The organism is Pseudomonas sp. LjRoot71 (assembly GCF_964253255.1).
GTDB lineage: Bacteria > Pseudomonadota > Gammaproteobacteria > Pseudomonadales > Pseudomonadaceae > Aquipseudomonas.
In genome coordinates, this window is sequence record NZ_CAXURA020000001.1 from 4,171,673 (window position 1) to 4,194,309 (window position 22,637).

Genomic DNA, 22,637 nt, shown 5'->3' on the forward strand with positions numbered 1-22,637 from the left:
CGCGCCTACAGGGTTATGCGCACTCGGCGGTGGCGACTTTCAGGGCCAGCATCACGCGGCCGTTTTCCACCTTGGTCTCATGCTTGTGCGCGCAGCCGACGTCCGGCGCGACTGCCACACCGCTTTCCAGCTCGATCTGCCAGTTGTGCAGCGGGCAGGCCACGCGCTTGCCGTAGATCAGCCCCTGGGACAGCGGGCCGCCCTTGTGTGGGCAGCGGTCATCGAGGGCGAATACTTCGTCGTCACTGGTGCGGAAGATCGCGATATCGCCTTTCGGGCCGCTGATGATGCGCGAACCGAGCACGTTGATTTCTTCCAGGGCGCAGATATCCAGCCAGTTCATACGGTGGCCTCCTCGACTTGCACGACGCTGATGCGGTCGAACTCTTTCTTTAGTTGCGGGGTTTCGATGCGTTCTTTCCACGGGTCCTGCTCGAACGACAGGGCGAACTGCAGGCGCGCGTTGAGTGCCTTGCGGTTGTCCTCGTTCTCCAGCACGGCCTTCTTGATGTGCTCCATGCCGACGCGCTGCATGTAGTGCACGGTGCGCTCCAGATAGAAGGCTTCCTCGCGGTACAGCTGGAGGAAGGCACCGTTGTATTCGCGCACTTCCTCGGCGGTTTTCACCTTGACGAAGAACTCGGCGACCTCGGTCTTGATCCCGCCGTTACCGCCGATGTACATCTCGAAGCCGGAGTCCACGCCGATGATGCCGACGTCCTTGATGCCGGCCTCGGCGCAGTTGCGCGGGCAGCCGGAGACCGCCAGCTTGACCTTGTGCGGCGACCACATATTGAACAGGTCGTGTTCCAGATCGATGCCCAGCTGGGTCGAGTTCTGCGTGCCGAAGCGGCAGAACTCGCTGCCGACGCAGGTCTTCACGGTGCGGATGGATTTGCCGTAGGCGTGGCCCGAGGCCATGTCCAGCTCTTTCCACACGGCCGGCAGGTCTTCCTTCTTGATGCCCAACAGGTCGATACGCTGACCGCCGGTGACCTTGACCATCGGCACGTTGTACTTGTCGGCGACGTCGGCGATGCGCCGTAGCTCGGACGGGTTGGTCACGCCGCCCCACATACGCGGAACAACGGAATACGTCCCGTCTTTCTGGATATTGGCGTGGGCGCGTTCGTTGATCAGGCGCGACTGTGGGTCGTCCTTGGCTTCGCCCGGCCAGGTGGAAATCAGGTAGTAGTTCAGCGCCGGACGGCAGGTGGCGCAGCCGTTTGGCGTGCTCCAGTGCAGCGCGGTCATGGTGTCGGCCATGCTGGTCAGGTGCTGCTCGCGGATCGCCTGGCGGATCTGCCCGTGGTTCAGCTCGCTGCAACCGCAGATGGCTTTCTCGCTTTTCGGCTTCACATCGGCGGCACCGCCGACGGTGCTGATCAGAATCTGCTCGACCAGGCCGGCGCACGAACCGCAGGAACTGGCAGCCTTGGTGTGCTTCTTCACCTCATCCACCGAGAACAGGCCGTTCTCCTGGATCGCCTTGACGATGGTGCCCTTGCACACGCCGTTACAGCCGCACACTTCCATGCTGTCGGGCATGTTGGCGGTGCTGCTCTGGCCCTGGTGGCCGACATCGCCCAGGGCGTTCTCGCCGAACATCAGGTGATCGCGGATCTCGCTGATATTGGCGTTCTCCTTGACCTGGCGGAAGTACCAGCCACCGTCGGCGGTATCGCCATACAGGCAGGCACCGACGAGGATGTCGTTCTTCACCACCAGCTTCTTGTACACGCCGCCAATGGGGTCGGAGAGGGTGATGGTCTCGGTGCCTTCGCTGCCCATAAAGTCGCCGGCGGAGAACAGGTCGATACCGGTGACCTTCAGCTTGGTCGAGGTCACCGAGCCCTGATAGCGGGCGAAGCCGAGCTGAGCCAGGTGGTTGGCGCAGACCTTGGCCTGTTCGAACAGCGGGGCGACCAGGCCGTAGGCGATGCCGCGGTGGTTGGCGCATTCGCCAATCGAATACACGCGCGGATCGTAGGTCTGCATGGTGTCGTTGACCAGGATGCCGCGGTTGCACGGAATACCGGCCTTCTCGGCCAGTTCGGTGTTGGGGCGGATACCGGCGGCCATAACCACCAGGTCGGCGGGAATCACGTCGCCACTCTTGAACTGCACGGCGCAGACACGGCCTTCGCCGTTGTCCATCAGCTCTTCGGTTTGCTCATTCAGGCGGAAGTGAATGCCGCGGGCTTCCAGCGCGCTTTGCAGCAGCTTGCCGGCGGTCTTGTCCAACTGACGCTCAAGCAACCAGTCGGACAGGTGCACCACGGTCACGTCCATGCCGCGCATCTTCAGGCCGTTGGCCGCTTCCAGACCGAGCAGGCCGCCACCGATGACCACGGCGTGGCTGTGGGTTTTGGCGGTGTCGATCATGGTCTGGGTGTCGGCCACGTCACGGTAGCCGATCACCCCGGTCAGCTTGTTGCCTGGAATCGGCAGCACGAACGGGTTGGAACCGGTAGCGATCAGCAGGCGGTCGTATTCGGCGCTGCTGCCATCATCGGCGGTAACCAGGCGCTTCTTGCGGTCGATGCTGACCACCTTGCGGTTGAGCATCAGCTGGATGTTGTTTTCCGCATACCAGTTGAGGTCGTTGAGGATGATTTCCTCAAAGGTCTGTTCACCGGCCAGCACAGGGGAAAGCAGAATACGGTTGTAGTTCGGGTGGGGTTCGGCCCCGAACACCGTAATCTCATAAAGGTCGGGGGCGAGCTTGAGCAGCTCTTCAAGGGTGCGCACACCCGCCATGCCGTTACCGATCATCACCAGCTTGAGCTTCTGCATGCCGGCCATCTCCTGAATAAAAACGCGCAAAAACAAAAAAGGCGTCCCGCTAGTCACCTAGCGAGGACGCCTTTGTCCAAGTCCCGTTCTCTCGGGAAGAGCGGCCCTCTTCGTTGAAGGCCGCGCTTTATAAATTGTGCAAGCAACAATGCAGGGCTTGTGCCAACTTGCGAAGGTGCCGGTTTTACGGGCTTTGCCAAGCCTGTGTGTTGGGCATCAGGTGTATTTACGCCCTTTTTAAAGGCGGCTTGCGCTGGTTTGGTGCGCGCTCTACCTCAGTGCATCAGGCCTATTAACAACAGCAGATTCAGCGCCAGGGAAAACAGTGCCAGGCCACGCCAGACAAGCAATGGCTCGCGCTCAAGCAATGGCCGAGGGCGGCTGCTGATGGCCTGACGTTCGCCCTGTTCAAGGTTGTGCAGCCACTCTTCGGCTGTTTCATAGCGTTGCTGCGGATCGGCATTCAGCGCTCGCGCCAGGTTGTCGTCGAGCCAACTGGGTAGATCCGGGCGGTAGCGGCTGGCCGCTGTTGGCTGGCCGAAGCGTGGGTGCTGGAAGGCTTCGATTTCGCCATAGGGGTAATGCCCGGTAAGCAACTGGTACAGCGTTACACCGGCGCTGTAGAGGTCCTGTTGTGTACTGGGTGCGGTGCCGCTGAACGCCTCCGGGGCGATATAGCTGGGTGTGCCGGGCAGCTCGCATGCTTCATCACGACTCAGACCGGGGCAGTAGGCCAGGCCGAAATCCACGACACGCAATTCGCCGTCATCACCCCACAGCAGGTTTTCCGGCTTGATGTCGCGGTGCAGGATATTGCGTCGATGCAGGATGCCCAGTGCCTTGAGCAGGCGTGGGGCGATATCCAGCCACTGCGCCAGACCAAGCGGGCCGTTCAGACGCAGATGCTCGGCAAGGCTTTGCCCGCTGTATTCGCGTTGTACGTAATACAGGTGCTGGCGCTGCGGCAGAGCATGGGCTTCGGCAAAGAAGCGCCCGGCCACGCGGCGCAGAAACCATTCTTCGAGCAGTAGCGCGGGGCCTGCTTGCGCTTCATCGCTGCGGCTGGCCGGCAGGGTTTTCAGCAGCCAGCGCCGTGCCTGGGCATCACGCACCCGGTAGACCAGCGACTGACGTGATTCGCTTAGCAGTCGCTCGACTTGCCAGCCTTCGAAAAACTGGCCTTCACGCAGCCTGGGTGGCAGTGGCCAATGCCGCAGTTGCGCGAGCGTGTCGGCCAGATCGCTTTGTGGCAGCGCATCGACGCGCAGCAGCAGGGCACTGGCATTGTCCTGGCTGCCGGCCAGGTGGGCGGCGCGAACCAGTGCGTGGCTGGCGGCCGTCAGGTCGGGTTCATCGCGCAGAATCGCCTGAATGCCGGTATCACCCAGCGTGGCCCAGACCCCGTCGCTGACCAGGGCAAAGCACTCGCCCTGGCGCAGTTCGCCGTCCAGATAGTCCATCACCAGGTGCTGATCCAGACCCATGGCGCGTTTGAGCACATGCTGCATACCCGGCTGCTCCCACACATGGTCTTCACTGAGCCGTTCAAGCCGCCCTGCAAACCAGCGGTAGGCGCGGCAATCGCCAATGTGCGCGAGGGTAAAGCGCCGACCACGCAGGATCAGCGCGCTGAGGGTGGTGAGCAGTGGTTGCCCGCCGCCATTGGCCTGCAACCAGCGGTTATGCGCCACCAGGATGCGTTCGAGCGACTGGGCAACGGCCCAGGTTTCCGGCGTCGAGTAGTAGTCCAGGGCCAGTGCCTGCAAGGTTGCGCGGGCCGCCAGGCCTCCATCGGCACACTGGCTGACGCCATCGGCTAGGGCAAACAGATAACCCTTGCTGGCCGCCAGCGCCGGTGCCGGGGTAACCACACGCAGGGCATCCTGGTTTTCACTGCGTGGGCCGGTGGCGCTGGCTTCACCGAAGCTCAGTTGCAGGGTTGCCGGTAGTGGCGCTGGCAGGGGCTGCGTCATCGGGCTTACACCCGCGCGGCGGTAACGGCGGCGCTGCCCCAGGTGGTGCGCCAGCGGCTTTTCACGCTGAGCAGGCCGAACCAGGCCAGAACGCCGAGGCTGGCGAACAGCCACAGGCCCAACTGGTAATCACCGGTCTGCTGCTTGATGGTGCCCAGGCCTGCGGCCAGGAGAAAGCCGCCAATCCCGCCAGCCATGCCGATCAGCCCGGTCATCACACCGATTTCCTTGCGAAAACGCTGCGGTACCAGTTGGAACAGCGCGCCATTACCAGCACCGAGGCCAAGCATGGCGGTGACGAACAAGGTTAGTGCGGCAGTGGAACTGCCGAGGTTGAAACCCACAGCGGCGATGCTCAGCGAGGCCAGGGTGTACATCATCAGCAGTGAGCGAATACCACCGATACGGTCGGCCAGTGCACCGCCCAGTGGGCGCATCAGGCTGCCGGCGCAGACGCAGGCGGCGGTGTAGTAGCCGGCCGTGACCGGGTTGAGGCCGTACTGGTCGTTGAAGTAACCGGGTAGGGCGCTGGCCAGGCCGATAAAGCCACCGAAGGTCACGCTGTAGAAGAACATAAACCACCAGCTGTCGCGGTCACCCAAGGCTTTCAGGTAGTCGGCCAGGGCTTTGGGTTTGGGCCGCTCGGGCGCATTTTTTGCCAGCAGGGCGAAGACCAGCAGAGCGCCCAGCAGCGGGATCAGCGCCCAGCCGAAGACGTTTTGCCAGCCGAACAGCGCGGCCAGGCCGGGGGCGAACAAGGCGGCCAGCACGGTACCGGAGTTGCCCGCACCGGCAATGCCCATAGCCTTGCCCTGGTGCTGCGGCGGGTACCACTGCGAGGCCAGCGGCAGGGCCACGGCAAAAGCTGCGCCGGCAAAGCCGAGGAACAGGCCTAGCAGCAGGGCTTGCTCATAACTGCTGATGCCGATTTGCCAGGCGCAGAACAACGCCACGATCACGATCACCTGGCCAATCAGGCCGGCGGTTTTCGGCGACAGGCGATCAGCCAGCAGGCCCATGACGAAGCGCAGTACGGCACCAGCGAGAATCGGTGTGGCGACCATCAGGCCGCGTTGTTGTGCCGTCAGGTCCAGGTCGCTGGCAATCTGCACAGCCAGTGGGCCGAGCACATACCAGACCATGAAACTCAGGTCGAAGTAGAGGAAGGCGGCAAACAGCGTCGGGGTATGGCCGGATTTCCAGAAACTCGTATTCATCGCAAACCTCGTTCAGCAGATAAGGGTCCCGGCCGGGTGCAGCTCGCCATGATCGTGGGCATGGCGGCTGCAACCCGCCGGGGAGGTGGTGCACTTGTGGTGCGCCACCCTGGGGCCGAAGCCTCAGTCGGGTTGAGAGAGTTACCAGCGCAAACCCTGGATCGCAGGGCAGGTGCCCGCCCCAAACGCTGGGGTGTAAAACGCAAAACGCCGCATACACCGAATGCCCTTGGGCGTGGTGGATGCGACGTCTTTGTCGTTTGTTAAGCAGCCGCCATTGGCTACCTGTAACAGGAGCTAAGCAAGAACTGCGCCAAGGCTGCAGGCCGCGTTACATGCGGGTTACTGCTGATGTGTGTGCTGCAAAAGGAGGCGTTGCGCAAGGTTGTCGCCCTCGGATGGGGCGCAGAGTCTATGCCCGGTGCGGCAACCAGGTGTCGAAGAGGCAGGCCGAGTGGCCTTGATGAGTTGCAGTCGCAGCGTGTCAGTGGCTGCTGCGGGCTGCCTTGGCTGTGGCATCTAGTGCCGCAACACTTAATGCCTGGGTGGGTAATGGAAGTGTCAGTAGGGCCAGAGCGAGTAGGTTGCTCAACAGCCCGGCGTGGCGGACATGGCTGCGCGTGGTTGGCATAGCGATTCCCCTGCTTTTGTTGTTCTGCCTAAGGCGTAGCAGAGGATGTGCCAGCTGTCACGTTGAGGACTGGTTAATTGTTGATCAGCCTTACGGCTGATCCAACCAGTTGACCTTGCTGAAGGTGGCGCTGAAAGCCGCCGGCATCGGCACCACCTTGCCCAGTTTGTAGTTGAAGAAGACAAAACCCGACTTGGCCATGGCCACCAGGCTGCCATCAGCCGGGCGTGTGATACGGAAGGTGATGTCGCCGCCGTATTTGTTGAAATCCATCACGCCGACCTCGAACAGCAACTGGTCACGGGCATGGGCTTCGGCACGGTAGGTGGTGGCCAGGTCGGTGACGATGATGCCAGTGCCGTCTTCCTGGGTTTCGACAATGCCGAACTCGAACAGAAAGCGCGCCCGCGCTTCGGAGATCATCGAAATCATCGAATCATTGCCCAGATGATTGGCGGCATTGATGTCGGTCACCCGCACTGTCAGGTGGGTGCTGTAGCAGAATTGGTCTTCGGGGAATTCAAGGGTCAGGCGGGCCATGCCAGCATCCGGTCGTCAGCGAAAGGTGGCGAATGTTAACCCTGTTCGCATCTGTCGGGCAGACGCTGATGCAGGTCACGGGCAAAACGGCGATGATCTGCCAATCATCCAGATGGCATGGGGCAGGTCAGGCATGAGACTCGGACGATTGAGCAGCGGCGTGCTGCTGATGCTGTTGTGGGGGGTGGATGTGCATGCGCAGGGGCTGCGCGATGTCCTGAGTGATCGGCGTAGTGCCAGGAGCGCCACGCAACTCGGCGCAGAGCTGCTGGCCGATCTGCCGTATGGCACGCACGCGCGTCAGCGTCTGGATGTTTACCGTCCACTGCAGGCCAGGTCGGCACCGATTCTGCTGATGGTGCACGGCGGCGCCTGGAGCAAGGGCGACAAACGCATGGGCCGGGTGGTGGACAACAAGCTGGCGCGCTGGCTACCCCAGGGGTATCTGTTTGTCTCGGTGAACTACCGCTTGTTGCCCGACGCCAAGCCTTTGCAGCAGGTTGAGGACATTGCCCAGGCGCTGAGTTATGTGCAGCAGCACGCGCCGCAGTGGGGAGGGGACCCGCAGCGGGTGGTATTGCTGGGGCATTCGGCCGGTGCGCATCTGGTCAGTTTGCTGAGTGCCGATGGCGCCATTGCCAAGCGGCATGCCGTGCAGCCCTGGCTCGGCACGGTGGCGCTGGACAGCGCGGCCTTTGATGTCGACAGCATCATGCGCGGCAAACATTACCGCTTTTACGACCAGGCATTTGGCGCGGAGCCCAAGTACTGGCGTGCTGCCTCGCCGTATTGGCGTTTACAGCCGGTCGGTGTGCCGCTGCTGGCGGTGTGCTCCAGCAAACGCGAGGAAGCCTGTCGTCAGGCCGCAGCCTTCGCTGAGCATGGCAAGCAGATGGGGCGAGTGGTGCAGGTGTTGCCGCAAGCGCTGTCGCACGGCGCAATCAATCAGCAGCTCGGTGAGCCCGGGCCTTACACCGACGCGGTTGAAACCTTTTTCAAACACGTCGGTGTTACCCCGAAACCCTGAGTGCTTTAAGCCGCCGGGCGCTGCTGGCGCTGGTAGAGGAACTCCAGCACTGCACTGCGGTAGGCGTGGTAGTGCGGGTCATTGGCCAGGGCCAGGCGATCGCGCGGGCGCGCCAGCTCGACCTTGACGATATCGCCGATGGTTGCCGCCGGGCCGTTGGTCATCATCACGATGCGATCCGACAACAGCACAGCCTCGTCGACATCATGGGTGACCATCACCACGGTGCTCTGGGTTTCGCCGACGATGCGCAGCAGCTCGTCCTGCAGGTGCGCACGGGTCAGGGCGTCCAGCGCGCCGAAGGGCTCGTCCATTAGCAGCACCTTGGGTTGCATGGCCAGGGCGCGGGCGATGCCGACGCGCTGTTTCATGCCGCCGGAGATTTCATTGGGGTGCTTGTAGGTGGCGTGACTCAGGCCGACCATGGCCAGCGCCGCTTCGGTGCGTTCCTTGAGCTGGGCCTTGCTCTCCTTGCCGGCGAAGACCTTTTCCACCGCCAGGTAGACGTTGCCGAAGCAGGTCATCCAGGGCAGCAGGCTGTGGTTCTGAAATACCACACCGCGTTCCGGGCCGGGGCCGTCGATCTCACGGCCGTTGCAGATCAGCCCGCCCTCGCTGGCGTCCAACAGGCCGGCGATCAGGTTGAGTACGGTGGATTTGCCGCAGCCGGAGTGGCCGATCAGCGAGACGAACTCGCCCTTGGCGATGCTCAGGTTGACGTTTTCCAGGGCCTGGAAGCGGCCTTTCTTGGTATCGAAGTGTTTGCTGACGTTAGTCAGTTCGACGAACTTGTCCATGGCAGTCTCCTTAGCTCGCATAGTCGAAGCGCTTGGCCAGCAGCAACAGCAGTTGCTCCAGGACTAGGCCGACCAGGCCGACGATGATGATGGCGATGAGGATGTGTTCGACGTTGAGGTTGTTCCACTCGTCCCACACCCAGAAACCCAGGCCAGTACCGCCGGTGAGCATTTCCGCGGCGACAATCACCAGCCAGGCCACGCCGATGGCCAGGCGGATGCCCGTCATCAGGTGCGGCAGCACGGCGGGGAACAGGATGCGCGTGAGCACCTTGAACTCCGACAGCTTGAGCACCCGCGCCACGTTCAAATAGTCCTGTGGCACGCTGGCCACCCCGGCGGCGGTGTTGAGGATGATCGGCCAGATCGAGCTGATAAAAATTACCCAGATCGACGCCGGGCCTGCGGCCTCGAATACCAGCAGACCAATCGGCAACCAGGCCAGCGGCGATACCGGGCGCAGCAGGCTGATGATCGGCGAGAGCATGCCGGCGAGAAAGGTAAAGCGGCCGATGGCAAAGCCCAGTGGAATGCCGATCAGCGCCGCCAAACCAAAGCCGATACCGACCCGGCCCAGCGAATGCAGGATGTTCCAGCCGATGCCCATGTCGTTCGGGCCGTTGTCATAGAAGGGGTCAGCGAACAGCTCCAGAGCCGACAGCCAGGTGCTCAGCGGACCAGGCAGGCCCTCGCTCTTGGTCGCAATCAGTGCCCACACGCCGATAAACAGCACGATGCCTAACACGGGTGGGACAAGTGCCCTGAGCAGGTTATGCAGCACCTCCTTGCCAGCTAGGCTCAGGCGTGTGGCTGCTGTGCTGGGAAGCGCCTGGGGAAGTGGGGTTTTCAACGGTGCATTCATCATGGCGCTCCCTATCAGGCTTTGATCGCGAACGAATTGGCATAGGCCGCTGGGTCCGCGCCATTCCAGACGCTGCCGTCGATCAGCGTACTGCTGCGCAGCGAGCTGGCCGGCACAGGAATGTTCAGCGCACTGGCGGCTTCCTTGAATAACCCAACCTGGTTGACCCCGGCGGCGATGGCAGCGTAGTTCGGGTCTTCCTTGATCAGCCCCCAGCGTTTGAACTGGGTCATAAACCACATGCCATCGGAGTGATAGGGGAAGTTGACTGCGCCGTCCTTGTGGAAGGCCATCGCGTGGTCGTCCTTCCAGCTGTTGCCCAAGCCGTCTTCGTAGTGGCTGAGGAAGCGTGGTTCGATGACTTTCACCGGTGCGTTGACGTAGGCCTTGCCGGCAATCAGCTTGGCCGTGCTCTTGCGGTTTTCTTCGCTGGTTTCGATAAACCGGCTGGCATCCAGCACCGCCATGATCAGCGCACGGGCGGTGTTGGGGTATTGCTCGATAAAGGCGCGGCTGGTGCCGAGGACCTTTTCCGGGTGGTCCGGCCAGATCTGCTGAGTGGTCACGGCGGTAAAACCGATCTTGTCGGCAATCGCCCGTGCGCCCCAGGGTTCGCCGACGCAGAAACCGTCCATATTGCCGACCCGCATATTGGCCACCATCTGTGGCGGCGGCACGACGATGGTTTTCACATCGCTCATGGGGTTGATGCCCTGGCTGGCCAGCCAGTAATACAGCCACATGGCGTGGGTGCCGGTGGGGAAGGTCTGGGCGAAGGTCAGCGGGTTGCCGCCTTTTTTCACGTGTTCGGCCAACTGCGCGCCGTTGGTCACGCCGGCTTCTTTAAGTTGCTTGGAGAGGGTGATGGCCTGGCCGTTGTGGTTAAGCCCCATCAGCACCGCCATGTCCTTCTGCGGCCCGGCGATACCCAACTGGGCGCCGTACATCATGCCGTACAACACGTGGGCGGCATCCAGCTCGCCGGTATTGAGTTTGTCGCGCACCCCGGCCCAGGAAGCCTCCTTGCTCGGGGTGATTGTCAGGCCGTATTTCTCGGCAAAGCCCTGGGTGGCGGCGACCACCACCGACGCGCAATCGGTGAGTGGGATAAAACCGACTTTCAGCGCGGCCTTCTCCGGTGCATCAGAACCGGCTGCCCAGGCCACGCTGCGCAGCGAAGCGGGTGCGCTCAGGCCCAGCGCGGTCACACCGCCGACTGTGCCGGCGACGGCGATTGAGGTTTTCAGAAAGTCACGGCGGCTATGCAGGCTTGGGTTCTTCGAATCACGATCAGTCATGTTTGTTTGTCCTTCTCTGGCCGAAAAAACGGCTGAAACAAAAACGGCGTACGCCAGGCCACCTCGATTGAAGTGACCTGACGGACGCCGTTGTCCGTGATCCGCGGCTCACCGCCGTTGGTGGGCTGCGCAGGAATCTTGTGGGGATATTTGCAAGTGGCTTGCCAGATTTACCGAAGGGAGCGGGTGAATAAGCGCCTGGCTGCCCTGAGGCAGGCTCGAATGAGTCTCAGGTTGGGCGGCCTAAGTTTTATAAATCATGGAGTTATGCATGAAATTGAATGCGGGATAGCACAGTAAATAGTCGCCGTGGCAGCGTCTTGTACCGCGACCGAATAACACGCTGCCCAGGTTTACTGGGCCAATGCTGTGCATGGCTGAGCGGCTGCCGGGCGCTTTTGCTTCGACTTGGTGCCGGGCGCACCCAGACGCGATAACAGCTCAGCGCTTCAACGTGACAGGGATTTGCCCTGGGTTTCCTCGACAAATTCCCTGAGCCAGCGCAGCACTTCAACTGCCTCCCAGCGTGATGGGTCGAACATGGCGTAGGCCAAGCCCTGATAGCCGACCACATCCAGTTGGCGGTGATAGCCGGCGCGCTGCAACAAGGCCTCGATCTCGGCAAAGCAGGTGTTGAAGTGCACCCGGGAAAACGGCGTTTTGCCCTCGGTGACGATACCTTCGAGCTGCAATTCATTGACGGTGGCCCGGACTTTTTCCAGGGGCATACGGTTCACACTGTGTTTCAGCTGCATTACGTCGAGCATCGAGGTACTCCTGTTAATGCCGTGCGCGGACCCGTTTGTCGGGCTGCACGCGTGGCTGGATGGCCTAACCAAGGGTAATCGAAAAATACTGTACAAATAAACAGTATTCGATAATAGTAAGCCCAAGCCTTCACCAATCAATCGCGCCATCTGCCCATAAAGCCAATGGCCACAGGCACTGCAGAGGAGTCACTGACAATGCAACAGATGCTGATGACAATTGTGCTGTTGAGTCTTTTAACCGGTTGCGCACAACCGCAGCTGGAGCAACCCAGAGCCAATGGCACGTACCTGGTGATCGAAAATAGCCAGGCCTGGGCCGTGTTGGTGTCTGACGGCAAGCGCGTGGAAGAGCAGGGCACGGTGGTGGATGTGATCAAACTGCCCAGCAAAGAGTCGAGCGTGGCGGCCAGCTATGTGATCGAAACGGCCAACTGTGGTCGCGTGCAATGGTTGAGCGAACGCTCGGATGCCGCCGACGGCATGACCACGCTGATGTCGTTGCACAGCAACAATCAGCAGTTGGGGCAAAGCGGCTGTGTAATCGCCGAAGGACTTAGTCGTGTATGGACGGTGCTGGACTATTCGAGCTGATACAGCTCGAGCATCAACAGCGATGGGCTAGCCAGCGCGGCTAACCCACCTTTGGCCTCGCTTAGGGCGTGGGCTTGGCAGGTTTACTGGCTGCAGGCGCATCAAGCAAACCGTCGGCGCGGAACATCGCCTTGATCCCGCGAATGGCCTGACGCGTACGATCCTGATTCTCGATCAGAGCAAAGCGCACATGGTCATCGCCGTAATCACCAAAACCGATGCCAGGGGAGACGCAGACCTTGGCCTCCAGTAGCAGCTTCTTAGCAAACTCCAGCGAGCCTAAGTGGGCGTAAAGCTCTGGAATCTTTGCCCAGATGTACATCGAGGCCTTGGGGTTCTCTACCATCCAGCCAATTTCATGCAGGCCTTTGACGATGACATTGCGGCGCTGGCGGTATTGCTCCGCGATATCGCGCACGCATTGCTGATCACCTTCCAGCGCGGCAATCGCGGCGACCTGCAGCGGGGTGAAGGTGCCGTAGTCGTGGTAACTCTTGATCCGCGCCAGGGCGCTGACCAGCTCCGGGTTGCCGACCATAAAGCCGATGCGCCAGCCGGCCATGTTGTAGCTCTTGGACAGGGTGAAAAACTCCACGGCAATGTCCTTGGCGCCAGGCACCTGCATGATCGACGGGGCTTTCCAGCCGTCGTAGACGATGTCGGCGTAGGCCAGATCGTGGATCACCAGTACGTCGTACTGCTTGGCCAGGGCCACCACACGTTCGAAAAAGTCCAGCTCCACGCACTGCGCGGTGGGGTTGGAGGGGAAGCCGAGGATCATCATTTTCGGCTTGGGGATCGACTCGCGAATCGCCCGCTCCAGCTCGGCGAAGAAGTCCACGCCAGGCACCAGTGGCACGGAGCGCACCTGGGCGCCGGCGATCACCGCGCCGTAGATATGAATCGGGTAGCTGGGGTTGGGCACTAGCACGGTGTCGCCGTGGTCCAGGGTGGCCAGCATCAGGTGCGCCAGGCCTTCCTTGGAGCCGATGGTGACAATGGCTTCGCTTTCCGGATCGATCTCGACCTCGTAGCGGTCCTTGTACCAGCGCGAGATGGCGCGGCGCAGGCGTGGAATACCGCGTGAGGTGGAGTAGCCATGGGTGTCTTCACGCTGGGCAACCTGCACCAGTTTTTCGACGATATGCGGCGGCGTGGCACCGTCCGGGTTGCCCATGCTGAAGTCGATGATGTCTTCGCCACGGCGACGCGCGGCCATCTTCAGTTCAGCGGTGATGTTGAAAACGTAGGGGGGGAGTCGATCAATGCGCGCAAAGCGGCGCGAAGCTTGGTCAGCCATGCTTTCCTCGGAGACGTAAGCGCCCGGAACCGTCCGAGCGACGTTGGCCAGTGTGCTGGCCAGGCGCGAAGATAAGCGCCGCGCGGCCTGTCTGTCCAGCACAGTCAGGCTTCAGCACGGCATAACAGTGGCCGGATTCAGCTGCCGAGCATGTCGTGCATGGCGATGATCTGTTCGGCTACCTGTGCCAGCTTCTGTTGCCTGCTCATGGCCTGGCGGCGCATCAGGGTGTAGGCCTGTTCCTCATCGCAGCTTTTCATCTTCATCAGCAGACCCTTGGCCAGTTCGATGCGTTTGCGTTCGGCCAGTTGGGCGTCGCGTGCCTGCAATTGTGCGCGCAGGGCCTGGTCGCTCTCGAAGCGGGCCATGGCCACATCCAGAATCGGCTGCAGGCGCTGGGCGTGAATGCCTTCGACGATGTAGGCGCTGACGCCACTTTGAATCGCCTGGCGCATCACGCCGGGGTCATGCTCGTCGGTGAACATGACGATGGGTCGCGGCTGGTCGCGGCTGACCAGCACTACTTGCTCCATCACATCGCGGCTGGGCGATTCGGTGTCGATCAGGATTACGTCGGGGCGCACGGCTTCGACGCGCTCAGGCAGGTCGATGGTCAGGCCGGATTCGTCGATGACCTCGAAGCCGGCTTCGGTCAATGCCGTTTTCAGGCGGCCGACTTTCTTCGCCGTGTCGTTGATCAGCAGAATACGCAGCATCTCAGCAGCTCTCCTGCAGTTCGCCAGCCGGTGCGTCAACCCGGGCGTGCAGGGCAAAACTGCGGGCATAGCCGGCCGGGTCGCTGCCGTCCCAGGTCGGGCCGTCGAGCAACTGGCTGCTGCGCATGGGCGCTGGTACGGCAATGCCGAGTGCGCTGGCGGCCTGCTGGTAGAGCTCAAGCTGCTGCACCTGACGGGCGATGGCTAGATAGTCCGGGTCGTCACGCAGCAGGCCCCAGCGGCGGAATTGGGTCATAAACCACATGGCGTCTGACAGGTAGGGCATGTTCACCGCGCCCTGGCCATGGAAGCGCAGTGGATGAGCATCCAGCCAGGCATGGCCGAGACCGTCCTGATAGTGGCCGAGAAAGCGCGGTTGAATGGCCGACAGCGGGGCGTCCACATAGTCCTGACCGCTGAGCAACTGGGCGGTGCTGCGGCGGTTTTCCTCGCTTTCATCAATAAAACGGCTGGCCTCCAGCACCGCCATCACCAGGGCACGGGCGCTGTTGGGGTGCTGACGGACAAAGGCACGGGTACAGCCCAGTACCTTTTCCGGGTGGTCGGGCCAGATCGCCTGGATAGTGGTCAGGGTGCAGCCGAGGTTTTCTTCCACGGCCTTGGCGGTCCAGGGTTCGCCGACACAGAAACCGTCGATGCGCTGGGCCTTGAGGTGTTCAATCATCTGTGGCGGCGGCACCACCACGCTGTCGACGTCACGCAGCGGATGAATACCCTGGCTGGCGAGCCAGTAATACAGCCACATGGCATGGGTGCCGGTGGGAAAGGTCTGGGCGAAGGTCAGGCGTGCTGCATGTTGGTGCACATGCTGGCTGAGTGCCTCGCCGCTGGTCACGCCGACGGCTTGTAGCGGCTGCGACAGGTTGATGCTCTGGCCGTTCTGGTTCAGCCCCATGAGCACGGCCATGTCGGTGGCGGGTGCGCCACCCAGGCCCAGCTGTACGCCATAGATCAGGCCGTAGAGGCTGTGTGCCGCGTCCAGCTCACCACTCAACAGCTTGTCGCGCAGTCCAGCCCAGGAGCTCTGCCGCTGCAGGTTGAGGGTCAGGCCATGCTTCTCGGCAAAGCCCTGGGTGGCGGCGACAATCACTGATGCCGAATCACTCAGGGCCATGAAACCGATATTCAGTACCAGCTTTTCCGGTGCGTCACTGCGGCTGATCTCGTGCTCATTCATGGTGCTTTTCCTGTACCCACACAAAAAGGTGCCGTGCCACTCGCTGCGACCGACTGCACGAGGGCTACGACACCAGTGTCTTGATTGAGCCCGTCCGCCGTTGGAAAGGCTTGGGGTATGTAAAGCAATGCATGTGCCAGGCAGCGGTTATGTATTTATGTTCGCTGTGCGGGCTATTGGTTTTAGCGGGTAGGGCGGTAGAAAGAAAAAAACCCGCACAAGACGGGTTTTTTTCATTTCAGCTAACGCTTAGACCTGAACAGCAGGGATCTGGGCGTTTGCTGCTGCTTCGCGGAACTCAGCAATCTGATCGAAGCTCAGGTAGCGGTAAACGTCGGCAGCCATGCTGTCGATGTTCTTCGCGTAGGCCATGTACTCTTCGACCGTCGGCAGCTTGCCGAGAATCGAGGCGACTGCTGCCAGTTCGGCAGAAGCCAGGTACACGTTGGCGCCGTCACCCAGGCGGTTCGGGAAGTTACGGGTCGAGGTCGAAACGACAGTCGAGTTCGGCTCAACACGTGCCTGGTTACCCATGCACAGCGAGCAGCCCGGCATTTCCATGCGAGCGCCAGCCTTGCCGTAGATGCCGTAGTAGCCTTCTTCGGTCAGTTGGTGAGCGTCCATCTTGGTCGGCGGCGACAGCCACAGACGTGTTGGCAGCTGACCTTTGACCTGATCCAGCAGCTTGCCGGCAGCGCGGAAGTGACCAATGTTGGTCATGCACGAACCGATAAACACTTCGTCGATCTTCTCGCCCTGAACGGTCGACAGCAGACGCGCGTCGTCCGGGTCGTTCGGTGCGCAGAGCACCGGCTCGTTGATGTCGGCCAGGTCGATTTCGATGATTTCGGCGTACTCGGCGTCCTTGTCGGCTTCCATCAGCTTCGGATTGGCCAGCCAGGCTTCCATCGCTTGAGCGCGACGTTCCATGGTACGGGCATCGCCGTAGCCTTCGCTGATCATCCAGCGCAGCAGGGTGATGTTGGAACGCAGGTACTCGGCAATCGCCTTTTCCGGCAGCTTGATGGTGCAACCGGCAGCGGAACGCTCGGCAGAGGCGTCGGACAGCTCGAACGCTTGCTCAACGGTCAGCTCGTCCAGGCCTTCGATCTCGAGGATGCGGCCGGAGAAGATGTTCTTCTTGCCTTTCTTCTCGACGGTCAGCAGGCCTTTCTGGATGGCCACGTAAGGGATGGCATGCACCAGGTCACGCAGGGTGATGCCCGGTTGCAGTTTGCCCTTGAAGCGCACCAGTACCGACTCCGGCATGTCCAGCGGCATAACGCCGGTGGCGGCGGCGAAGGCCACTAGGCCAGAACCGGCCGGGAAGCTGATGCCGATCGGGAAGCGGGTGTGCGAGTCGCCACCGGTGCCGACGGTGTCAGGCAGCAGCATGCGGTTCAGCCAGCTGTGGATGATGCCGTCGCCAGGACGCAGGGACACGCCGCCACGGGTGCGGATGAAATCCGGCAGGGTGTGGTGGGTGGTCACGTCGATCGGCTTCGGATAAGCCGCGGTGTGGCAGAAGGACTGCATCACCAGGTCAGCGGAGAAGCCCAGGCACGCCAGGTCTTTCAGCTCGTCGCGGGTCATCGGGCCAGTGGTGTCCTGGGAACCGACGGTGGTCATCTTCGGTTCGCAGTAGGTGCCTGGACGCACGCCTTTGCCTTCCGGCAGGCCGCACGCCTTGCCAACCATCTTCTGCGCCAGGGTGAAACCCTTGGTGCTGGCAGCGGGTGGCTCTGGCAGTTTGAACAGATCGGTTGGGCCCAGGCCCAGCTCGGCACGGGCTTTCTCGGTCAGACCGCGACCAATGATCAGTGGGATACGGCCGCCAGCGCGAACTTCGTCGAGCAGTACCGGGGTCTTCATTTCGAAGGTGGCCAGGACTTCATCGGTGCCGTGCTTGGTGACTTTGCCCGCGTGCGGGTAGAGGTCGATGACGTCGCCCATGTTCAGCTTGGATACGTCGAACTCGATTGGCAGAGCGCCGGCGTCTTCCATGGTGTTGTAGAAGATCGGAGCGATCTTGCTGCCGAAGCAGAAACCACCTGCGCGCTTGTTCGGCACGTAAGGGATGTCGTCGCCGAAGAACCACAGCACCGAGTTGGTGGCCGATTTACGCGAGGAGCCGGTACCGACCACGTCACCGACATAGGCGATTGGGAAGCCTTGGCCGCGCATTTCTTCGATCTGCTTCATCGGGCCGATGGAGCCTTGTACGTCCGGCACGATGCCGTCACGGGCCATTTTCAGCATGGCCAGGGCGTGCAGCGGGATGTCCGGGCGCGACCAGGCGTCTGGAGCCGGCGACAGGTCGTCGGTGTTGGTTTCGCCAGTGACCTTGAAGACGCGCAGGCTGATCTTGTCGGCCAGGGTCGGACGGTTCTTGAACCACTCGCCGTCAGCCCAGGATTGCAGAACGCCTTTGGCGTGAACGTTGCCGTTCTTGGCTTTTTCAGCGACGTCGTGGAAGGCGTCGAACATCAGCAGGGTGTGCTTCAGTTGCTCGGCAGTCACGGCAGCCAGTTCGCTGTCATCCAGCAGGCTGACCAATGTGGCGATGTTGTAACCGCCTTGCATGGTGCCCAGCAGCTCAACAGCGTGTTGCTTGCTGATCAGTGGGGAAGTGGCTTCGCCTTTGGCAATGGCAGAGAGGAAACCGGCCTTGACGTAGGCGGCTTCGTCGACGCCTGGCGGCACGCGGTTGGTGATCAGGTCGAGCAGAAAGGCTTCTTCGCCAGTCGGCGGGTTTTTCAGCAGCTCGATCAGGCCTGCGGTTTGTTCGGCGTTCAGCGGCTGGGGCACGATACCCTGAGCGGCACGCTCTGCTACATGTTTGCGATAGGCTTCAAGCACAGTTATTACCCTCATCAGTGGTCCCAAAGGGTTGTCCGGGACGCGATCCAGAAAACACCGAACCAGGCGCTTCATGGCTTTATGGGCCGCTCAGCCGAGGTTTCGCTGCTTTCTTGCAGAAGCTGTTTTCAAAGTTTTACGCCGGCAGGACGGGCTGGATGAGGGCTGGTGCGGACGCTTGAAGGGTGGCTCAAGGGTCGGCACCAACATCGAACCTGCAGGATTGACTGTGCTCGTGACGCTTTGAAAACAGCTTCCAACGGATGTTGCTGCCTCTAAAAGGCCGGCCGATTCTACTGGAAAGCTTTCATAAAGTTAAGCCAAAGGCCCCGCTTATCTGGGGGTGATCTGCCTTAGACAAAGGGCTAAGATGCCAGCCTGTTCTGCCAGCCCCGTACCCGCCGTTATGTCCAATCAGCGTATCAAAACCCCTTGTGTCGGCCTGTGCTCCACTGTTTACGGTGATTTGGTCTGCCGTGGCTGCAAGCGCTTTCACCATGAGGTCACGCACTGGAACGGCTATAACGACGACGAAAAGCATGCGGTCTGGATGCGTTTGGAAGTGTTGCTGGTGCAGGTCATGGCCGCCAAGGTCGAGGTTTTCGATGCGCAACGTTTGCGCGCGCAGCTGGAGCAGCGGCAGATTCGCTTTGTAGCGCAGCAGTCGCCGTATTGCTGGGCCTATCAGCTGATTGCTCGCGGCGCACGGGTGATCAGCCAGTTGGAAGCCTACGGCATGGTGCTGTTGCCGGAGTTTCGTGACTGGGCATTGCCGGAGTTGCGCGATGCCATTGACCGTGAATTTTTTCTGCTTTCCGAAGCACATTACGAGCGCTATATCGCCCCGCACTTTCTCCGTGAAGGCCTGCAAGCGCGGACATGAGCCGCTGATTAAGACGAAAAAGCCGCCAATGGGCGGCTTTTTCGTGGCTAGGCGACCTTAGCGCTGGGCGACCAGGTCCTCCAGGTGGGCAATGATGTCATCTGGCTTGAGCACCAGGATGTCGCTTTCCAGTGAGTCGAGAATCACCTCGGCCGTGTTGCCGATCAGTGCGCCGGACAGCCCGGTGCGTGCCACGGTACCAATCACGGTCACGCCCGCGTTGAGTTCGTGGGCGGTGTGTGGGATCAGTACGTCGGCAGGGCCTTCGGCGACATGCAGACGCTCATCGCTGATCTCGTACTCGGCCTGGAAGGCTTTGCACTGCTCGCGGTAGCGCGCTTCGATGGTTTCGCGCAGCTGGAAGGTCGGGTCGGCAGCCGAAAGCATGGGCGCCGGGTGCGCGCTGATCACATGCAGTTCGGCTTTGGCCAGTGCAGCGATGTCGAAACCATGGCTGACGATGCTGGTGTGCAAAGTGCGGTGTTCGCCATCGGCATTGCCAACATCGACTGCCGCCAGAATCACGCTGCCAGCCCAGGATTTGTCGGTTTTCACCATCAATACCGGGGCCGGGCAGTAACGCAGCAGTTTCCAGTCATCCGGCGTCAGCAGGGCTTTTTTCAGCGGGTTGTCGGGGAAGTGCTGCTTGATCACCAGGCCACAGCCCTCGGCCTGCTGCACGTTGATGATGGTCTGGTGCGGGTTGTCGTGCCAGGCCTGTTGACCGGAGGTACTGAACCCTTCGCTATTGAGCAGGCCGGTGAGGTCGCGCAGATAACTGCTGTGGTCACTCTTCTTGTCGCACACCAGCAGGTGCAGATGCGACTGGGTTACCCCGGCAATCAGCTTGGCACGTTTCAGCGCCAAGTCTTCAGCATGATTGGGCTCCATTACCACCAGGATGCTGCGTATAGCTTGCATGATCATCTCCATGTGCAATCAGTTGAACTGTTTATCACTATAGATCGCAGCCAGTTGCTCTGTGCTTGATCAGTGTCAATCGAGTGGCTGTTGGCGCGCTCATTCGTATAATGACCGCCTGTTAGCCGCACCACTCAAGCCCGCTCATTTTTGTGAATTTATGTATCTGCTAGCCGAAATCAACGAATTGCTGCGCTGTTTTGCCCTTCAGGTCCGGCTGTGTCCGGTAATGGGTGTGCCGTCATGAACCTGCCGGAGATTCACGAATTTCTTGGTTGCCGTACGCCGGATGCCTGGATCAGCGCGGCACTGGCTGACCAGCAAACGCTGCTGATCGATCACAAGAACTGCGAGTTCAAAGCCGCCAGCACTGCACTGAGCCTGATGGCCAAGTACAGCACCTATGTCGACTTGCTCAACGTCATGTCGCGCCTGGCCCGTGAAGAGCTGGTGCACCATGAACAGGTGCTGCGCATCATGAAACGCCGCAAGATTGGCCTGCGCCCGGTGTCGGCGGCGCGCTACGCCTCGGGCTTACGCAAGGTGGTGCGTACCCATGAGCCGCACAAGCTGGTGGATACCCTGGTGGTCGGTGCGTTTATCGAGGCGCGCAGCTGTGAGCGCTTCGAGGCCCTGGTGCCGCATCTGGATGAAGAACTGGGCAAGTTCTACTTCGGCTTGCTGAAAAGCGAAGCACGGCATTTTCAGAATTATCTGAAGCTGGCTTATCAGTACGGCGATGCCCGTGATGTTGATCAGGCCATCGAGCGGGTGAGGGCGGCGGAGCGCGAGTTGATCGAGTCGCCGGATACCGAATTTCGCTTTCATAGCGGCGTGCCGCCGCGCTAAAGCAAAAAGCGCCCCGCGGGGCGCTTTTTTGTGACGGCAGTTAGGGTGTTACTGCTGCACTTTCAGGTCCAGTGACAGGTCGCGCGCGGCCTTGGTCGCCAGAACGCCCATCAGTTGGCTGATTTCATCCTGGCGACTGCTGGCTGCCGTGCCGGTACCGCCCATCATCACGCTCGGTACGGGCGCCTGAGCGGCGGCTTCAGCCCAGACCTTGTTGATTGCGATCAATGCATCGAGCTTGGGTTGCAGCGCGCCGTCCGCCTTGATCACCGCTTCGCGGGCGTGGGCTTCCGCGTCAGCGGTGATCTTGGTGGCGTCGGCGGTGATAGCTGCCTTGTCGCGCAGCAATTCGGCGGTTTGTTTCTCGATTTCGGCGCGGCCTTTTTCCCGCTCTGCGTTGATGATCGCCAGTTGTTTCTCGGTTTCCGCCTGGGTGGTGCGTTCGATCTGGTCGCGCAGGGTTTCCTGGCGGCGCGCTTCGACTTCCTTTTCACCGCGTGCGGTGACCAGCAGCTTCTCTTCCTCTTCCTTCAGGCGGTTTTGCCGGGCTACGGCCAGTTCAGCCAGAGCCTGTTGGACCTTGACCATGCGCTGCTTGTACTGCGGGTTAGGGTCGACGTTGGTGATGCGGGCTTCAACCACTTCCACGCCGTATTTGCGGAACTGCTGCTGTTTACGCACCGGAATGCCTTTGCTGTCCATAACCTTCTCGGTGACGAACTGGCTGACGTTGTTGTCGCCGAACACACCCTGCTCAGTACCGGCCTGCAGGATTGCGGTTTGAGTGGGCTGGTGGCCGCGCGGGCCGCGCACTTCCTTGCGTTTGATCAGGTACAGGCCGTCATTGAGCTGGTTTTCAAACTCGGCAGCGAATTCGCTGCGTGCGCCGGCATAGAAGTCGTCGGCGCTCATCAGCGAAGCCGTGGCCTGTAAGGTTTCTTTAATGGCCGGCACCAGGGCCGTTTTGATGAAATTTTCCGGGTTGCGGTATTCCTGGGCGATTTTCAGGAATTGCTCGCCAGCAGGCAGGCGGAAGCGCGCCGAGGACTCGACCTTGGCGTCAACGTTGCCGAGAAACACGATGGGGAAGGCTTCAATGGTCGCGCCGAGCGAGTCATTGTCACTGCTGTCGTCGATGGCCAGGGCCTCGGTGAGTACAGATTGCACGCTGAGGGCCTTTTTCCAGGCGGTGGCGCGGCCGAACCATTTGGTGGCGTAACCGACATCATCGACGACCTTTTCCTCGCCGAAGATGGTGCGCACGTGAGTGGCGAAGCCGGCTTCGTTATAGAAGAACACGCTATTGAAGGTGACAAAGCCCACGGCGAGCAGCGCGGCGGGGGCAATGGCGTATTTGAAGATGTGTTCCTTGCTGATCAGCATGATCGGTCCCTGATGGCGTTTTGAGG

Annotated in this window: 19 protein-coding genes; 4 read left to right on the forward strand and 15 right to left on the reverse strand. The window is 61.1% G+C overall.

The genetic code is table 11. The features are described 5' to 3' along the window. Nucleotides 1-13: 13 nt before the first annotated feature. From nirD to ACSQ17_RS19730, 5 genes are all read right to left on the reverse strand, one after another. Nucleotides 14-343: a nitrite reductase small subunit NirD gene (gene nirD / locus ACSQ17_RS19710; protein ID WP_436070209.1), complete on the reverse strand. Its 330-nt coding sequence runs from the start codon at nucleotides 341-343 to the stop codon at nucleotides 14-16. Beyond that, the gene (gene nirB, locus ACSQ17_RS19715; protein WP_436070210.1) at nucleotides 340-2,796 is read right to left on the reverse strand and encodes a nitrite reductase large subunit NirB; all 2,457 of its coding nucleotides are present in this window, start codon (nucleotides 2,794-2,796) and stop codon (nucleotides 340-342) included. The genes nirD and nirB overlap by 4 nt, the downstream gene beginning before the upstream one ends. 275 nt (nucleotides 2,797-3,071) lie before the next feature. Continuing rightward, the gene (locus tag ACSQ17_RS19720; RefSeq protein WP_436070211.1) at nucleotides 3,072-4,769 is read right to left on the reverse strand and encodes a protein kinase domain-containing protein; all 1,698 of its coding nucleotides are present in this window, start codon (nucleotides 4,767-4,769) and stop codon (nucleotides 3,072-3,074) included. Nucleotides 4,770-4,774: 5 nt separating this feature from the next. Next, nucleotides 4,775-5,986 (reverse strand): nitrate/nitrite transporter, encoded by a 1,212-nt coding sequence (locus ACSQ17_RS19725; protein ID WP_436070212.1) that lies wholly within the window; start codon nucleotides 5,984-5,986, stop codon nucleotides 4,775-4,777. A 721-nt stretch (nucleotides 5,987-6,707) separates the two neighbouring features. After that, nucleotides 6,708-7,157 carry a thioesterase family protein gene (locus tag ACSQ17_RS19730; RefSeq protein WP_233685115.1) on the reverse strand — a complete coding sequence of 150 codons (450 nt, stop codon included), beginning with the start codon at nucleotides 7,155-7,157 and terminating at the stop codon, nucleotides 6,708-6,710. 133 nt (nucleotides 7,158-7,290) lie between these two features. On the opposite strand from ACSQ17_RS19730, the gene ACSQ17_RS19735 reads away from it, so the two are divergent. After that, nucleotides 7,291-8,184, forward strand: a complete 894-nt coding sequence (locus ACSQ17_RS19735) for an alpha/beta hydrolase (RefSeq protein WP_436070213.1) — start codon at nucleotides 7,291-7,293, stop codon at nucleotides 8,182-8,184. A gap of 5 nt (nucleotides 8,185-8,189) precedes the next feature. Here ACSQ17_RS19735 and ACSQ17_RS19740 read toward each other — a convergent pair whose 3' ends face one another. The 4 genes from ACSQ17_RS19740 to ACSQ17_RS19755 form a co-directional block, all read right to left on the reverse strand. Then, complete coding sequence (locus ACSQ17_RS19740) at nucleotides 8,190-8,981, reverse strand: ABC transporter ATP-binding protein (RefSeq protein WP_436070214.1); 792 nt, start codon at nucleotides 8,979-8,981, stop codon at nucleotides 8,190-8,192. Between the two features lie 10 nt (nucleotides 8,982-8,991). Continuing rightward, the gene (gene ntrB, locus ACSQ17_RS19745) at nucleotides 8,992-9,843 is read right to left on the reverse strand and encodes a nitrate ABC transporter permease (protein ID WP_436070215.1); all 852 of its coding nucleotides are present in this window, start codon (nucleotides 9,841-9,843) and stop codon (nucleotides 8,992-8,994) included. A 14-nt stretch (nucleotides 9,844-9,857) separates the two neighbouring features. Next, nucleotides 9,858-11,141 (reverse strand): CmpA/NrtA family ABC transporter substrate-binding protein, encoded by a 1,284-nt coding sequence (locus ACSQ17_RS19750; protein WP_436070216.1) that lies wholly within the window; start codon nucleotides 11,139-11,141, stop codon nucleotides 9,858-9,860. A 449-nt stretch (nucleotides 11,142-11,590) separates the two neighbouring features. Further along, complete coding sequence (locus ACSQ17_RS19755) at nucleotides 11,591-11,908, reverse strand: transcriptional regulator (protein ID WP_436070217.1); 318 nt, start codon at nucleotides 11,906-11,908, stop codon at nucleotides 11,591-11,593. A gap of 198 nt (nucleotides 11,909-12,106) precedes the next feature. On the opposite strand from ACSQ17_RS19755, the gene ACSQ17_RS19760 reads away from it, so the two are divergent. Continuing rightward, nucleotides 12,107-12,502 (forward strand): hypothetical protein, encoded by a 396-nt coding sequence (locus ACSQ17_RS19760; RefSeq protein WP_436070218.1) that lies wholly within the window; start codon nucleotides 12,107-12,109, stop codon nucleotides 12,500-12,502. A 61-nt stretch (nucleotides 12,503-12,563) separates the two neighbouring features. Here ACSQ17_RS19760 and alaC read toward each other — a convergent pair whose 3' ends face one another. The 4 genes from alaC to acnB all read right to left on the reverse strand — a co-directional run bounded on the left by alaC (nucleotide 12,564) and on the right by acnB (nucleotide 18,575). After that, the gene (alaC, locus tag ACSQ17_RS19765; RefSeq protein WP_436070219.1) at nucleotides 12,564-13,802 is read right to left on the reverse strand and encodes an alanine transaminase; all 1,239 of its coding nucleotides are present in this window, start codon (nucleotides 13,800-13,802) and stop codon (nucleotides 12,564-12,566) included. A gap of 137 nt (nucleotides 13,803-13,939) precedes the next feature. Next, the gene (locus ACSQ17_RS19770) at nucleotides 13,940-14,518 is read right to left on the reverse strand and encodes an ANTAR domain-containing response regulator (protein WP_397493223.1); all 579 of its coding nucleotides are present in this window, start codon (nucleotides 14,516-14,518) and stop codon (nucleotides 13,940-13,942) included. Nucleotide 14,519: 1 nt separating this feature from the next. Then, complete coding sequence (locus ACSQ17_RS19775; RefSeq protein ID WP_436070220.1) at nucleotides 14,520-15,716, reverse strand: CmpA/NrtA family ABC transporter substrate-binding protein; 1,197 nt, start codon at nucleotides 15,714-15,716, stop codon at nucleotides 14,520-14,522. Between the two features lie 249 nt (nucleotides 15,717-15,965). Continuing rightward, complete coding sequence (acnB, locus tag ACSQ17_RS19780) at nucleotides 15,966-18,575, reverse strand: bifunctional aconitate hydratase 2/2-methylisocitrate dehydratase (RefSeq protein WP_436070522.1); 2,610 nt, start codon at nucleotides 18,573-18,575, stop codon at nucleotides 15,966-15,968. Between the two features lie 406 nt (nucleotides 18,576-18,981). Here acnB and ACSQ17_RS19785 point away from each other — a divergent pair, with 406 nt between their 5' ends. Then, nucleotides 18,982-19,458: a DUF1289 domain-containing protein gene (locus ACSQ17_RS19785; RefSeq protein WP_436070221.1), complete on the forward strand. Its 477-nt coding sequence runs from the start codon at nucleotides 18,982-18,984 to the stop codon at nucleotides 19,456-19,458. Nucleotides 19,459-19,515: 57 nt separating this feature from the next. Here the strand turns inward: ACSQ17_RS19785 and ACSQ17_RS19790 are convergent, their stop codons facing one another. After that, nucleotides 19,516-20,379, reverse strand: a complete 864-nt coding sequence (locus ACSQ17_RS19790) for a universal stress protein (RefSeq protein ID WP_436070222.1) — start codon at nucleotides 20,377-20,379, stop codon at nucleotides 19,516-19,518. Between the two features lie 243 nt (nucleotides 20,380-20,622). On the opposite strand from ACSQ17_RS19790, the gene ACSQ17_RS19795 reads away from it, so the two are divergent. After that, nucleotides 20,623-21,228, forward strand: a complete 606-nt coding sequence (locus tag ACSQ17_RS19795) for a tRNA-(ms[2]io[6]A)-hydroxylase (RefSeq protein WP_436070223.1) — start codon at nucleotides 20,623-20,625, stop codon at nucleotides 21,226-21,228. Between the two features lie 48 nt (nucleotides 21,229-21,276). On the opposite strand, the gene ACSQ17_RS19800 is transcribed toward ACSQ17_RS19795, so the two are convergent. Continuing rightward, complete coding sequence (locus ACSQ17_RS19800; RefSeq protein ID WP_436070224.1) at nucleotides 21,277-22,611, reverse strand: SPFH domain-containing protein; 1,335 nt, start codon at nucleotides 22,609-22,611, stop codon at nucleotides 21,277-21,279. Between the last annotated feature and the right edge of the window lie 26 nt (nucleotides 22,612-22,637).

Coding starts and splice junctions, on each gene's coding strand:
- nirD (WP_436070209.1), bottom strand. CDS start 343: ATGAACTGGCTGGATATCTGCGCCCTGGAAGAAATCAACGTGCTCGGT.
- nirB (WP_436070210.1), bottom strand. CDS start 2,796: ATGCAGAAGCTCAAGCTGGTGATGATCGGTAACGGCATGGCGGGTGTG.
- ACSQ17_RS19720 (WP_436070211.1), bottom strand. CDS start 4,769: ATGACGCAGCCCCTGCCAGCGCCACTACCGGCAACCCTGCAACTGAGC.
- ACSQ17_RS19725 (WP_436070212.1), bottom strand. CDS start 5,986: ATGAATACGAGTTTCTGGAAATCCGGCCATACCCCGACGCTGTTTGCC.
- ACSQ17_RS19730 (WP_233685115.1), bottom strand. CDS start 7,157: ATGGCCCGCCTGACCCTTGAATTCCCCGAAGACCAATTCTGCTACAGC.
- ACSQ17_RS19735 (WP_436070213.1), top strand. CDS start 7,291: ATGAGACTCGGACGATTGAGCAGCGGCGTGCTGCTGATGCTGTTGTGG.
- ACSQ17_RS19740 (WP_436070214.1), bottom strand. CDS start 8,981: ATGGACAAGTTCGTCGAACTGACTAACGTCAGCAAACACTTCGATACC.
- ntrB (WP_436070215.1), bottom strand. CDS start 9,843: ATGAATGCACCGTTGAAAACCCCACTTCCCCAGGCGCTTCCCAGCACA.
- ACSQ17_RS19750 (WP_436070216.1), bottom strand. CDS start 11,141: ATGACTGATCGTGATTCGAAGAACCCAAGCCTGCATAGCCGCCGTGAC.
- ACSQ17_RS19755 (WP_436070217.1), bottom strand. CDS start 11,908: ATGCTCGACGTAATGCAGCTGAAACACAGTGTGAACCGTATGCCCCTG.
- ACSQ17_RS19760 (WP_436070218.1), top strand. CDS start 12,107: ATGCAACAGATGCTGATGACAATTGTGCTGTTGAGTCTTTTAACCGGT.
- alaC (WP_436070219.1), bottom strand. CDS start 13,802: ATGGCTGACCAAGCTTCGCGCCGCTTTGCGCGCATTGATCGACTCCCC.
- ACSQ17_RS19770 (WP_397493223.1), bottom strand. CDS start 14,518: ATGCTGCGTATTCTGCTGATCAACGACACGGCGAAGAAAGTCGGCCGC.
- ACSQ17_RS19775 (WP_436070220.1), bottom strand. CDS start 15,716: ATGAATGAGCACGAGATCAGCCGCAGTGACGCACCGGAAAAGCTGGTA.
- ACSQ17_RS19785 (WP_436070221.1), top strand. CDS start 18,982: ATGTCCAATCAGCGTATCAAAACCCCTTGTGTCGGCCTGTGCTCCACT.
- ACSQ17_RS19790 (WP_436070222.1), bottom strand. CDS start 20,379: ATGCAAGCTATACGCAGCATCCTGGTGGTAATGGAGCCCAATCATGCT.
- ACSQ17_RS19795 (WP_436070223.1), top strand. CDS start 20,623: ATGAACCTGCCGGAGATTCACGAATTTCTTGGTTGCCGTACGCCGGAT.
- ACSQ17_RS19800 (WP_436070224.1), bottom strand. CDS start 22,611: ATGCTGATCAGCAAGGAACACATCTTCAAATACGCCATTGCCCCCGCC.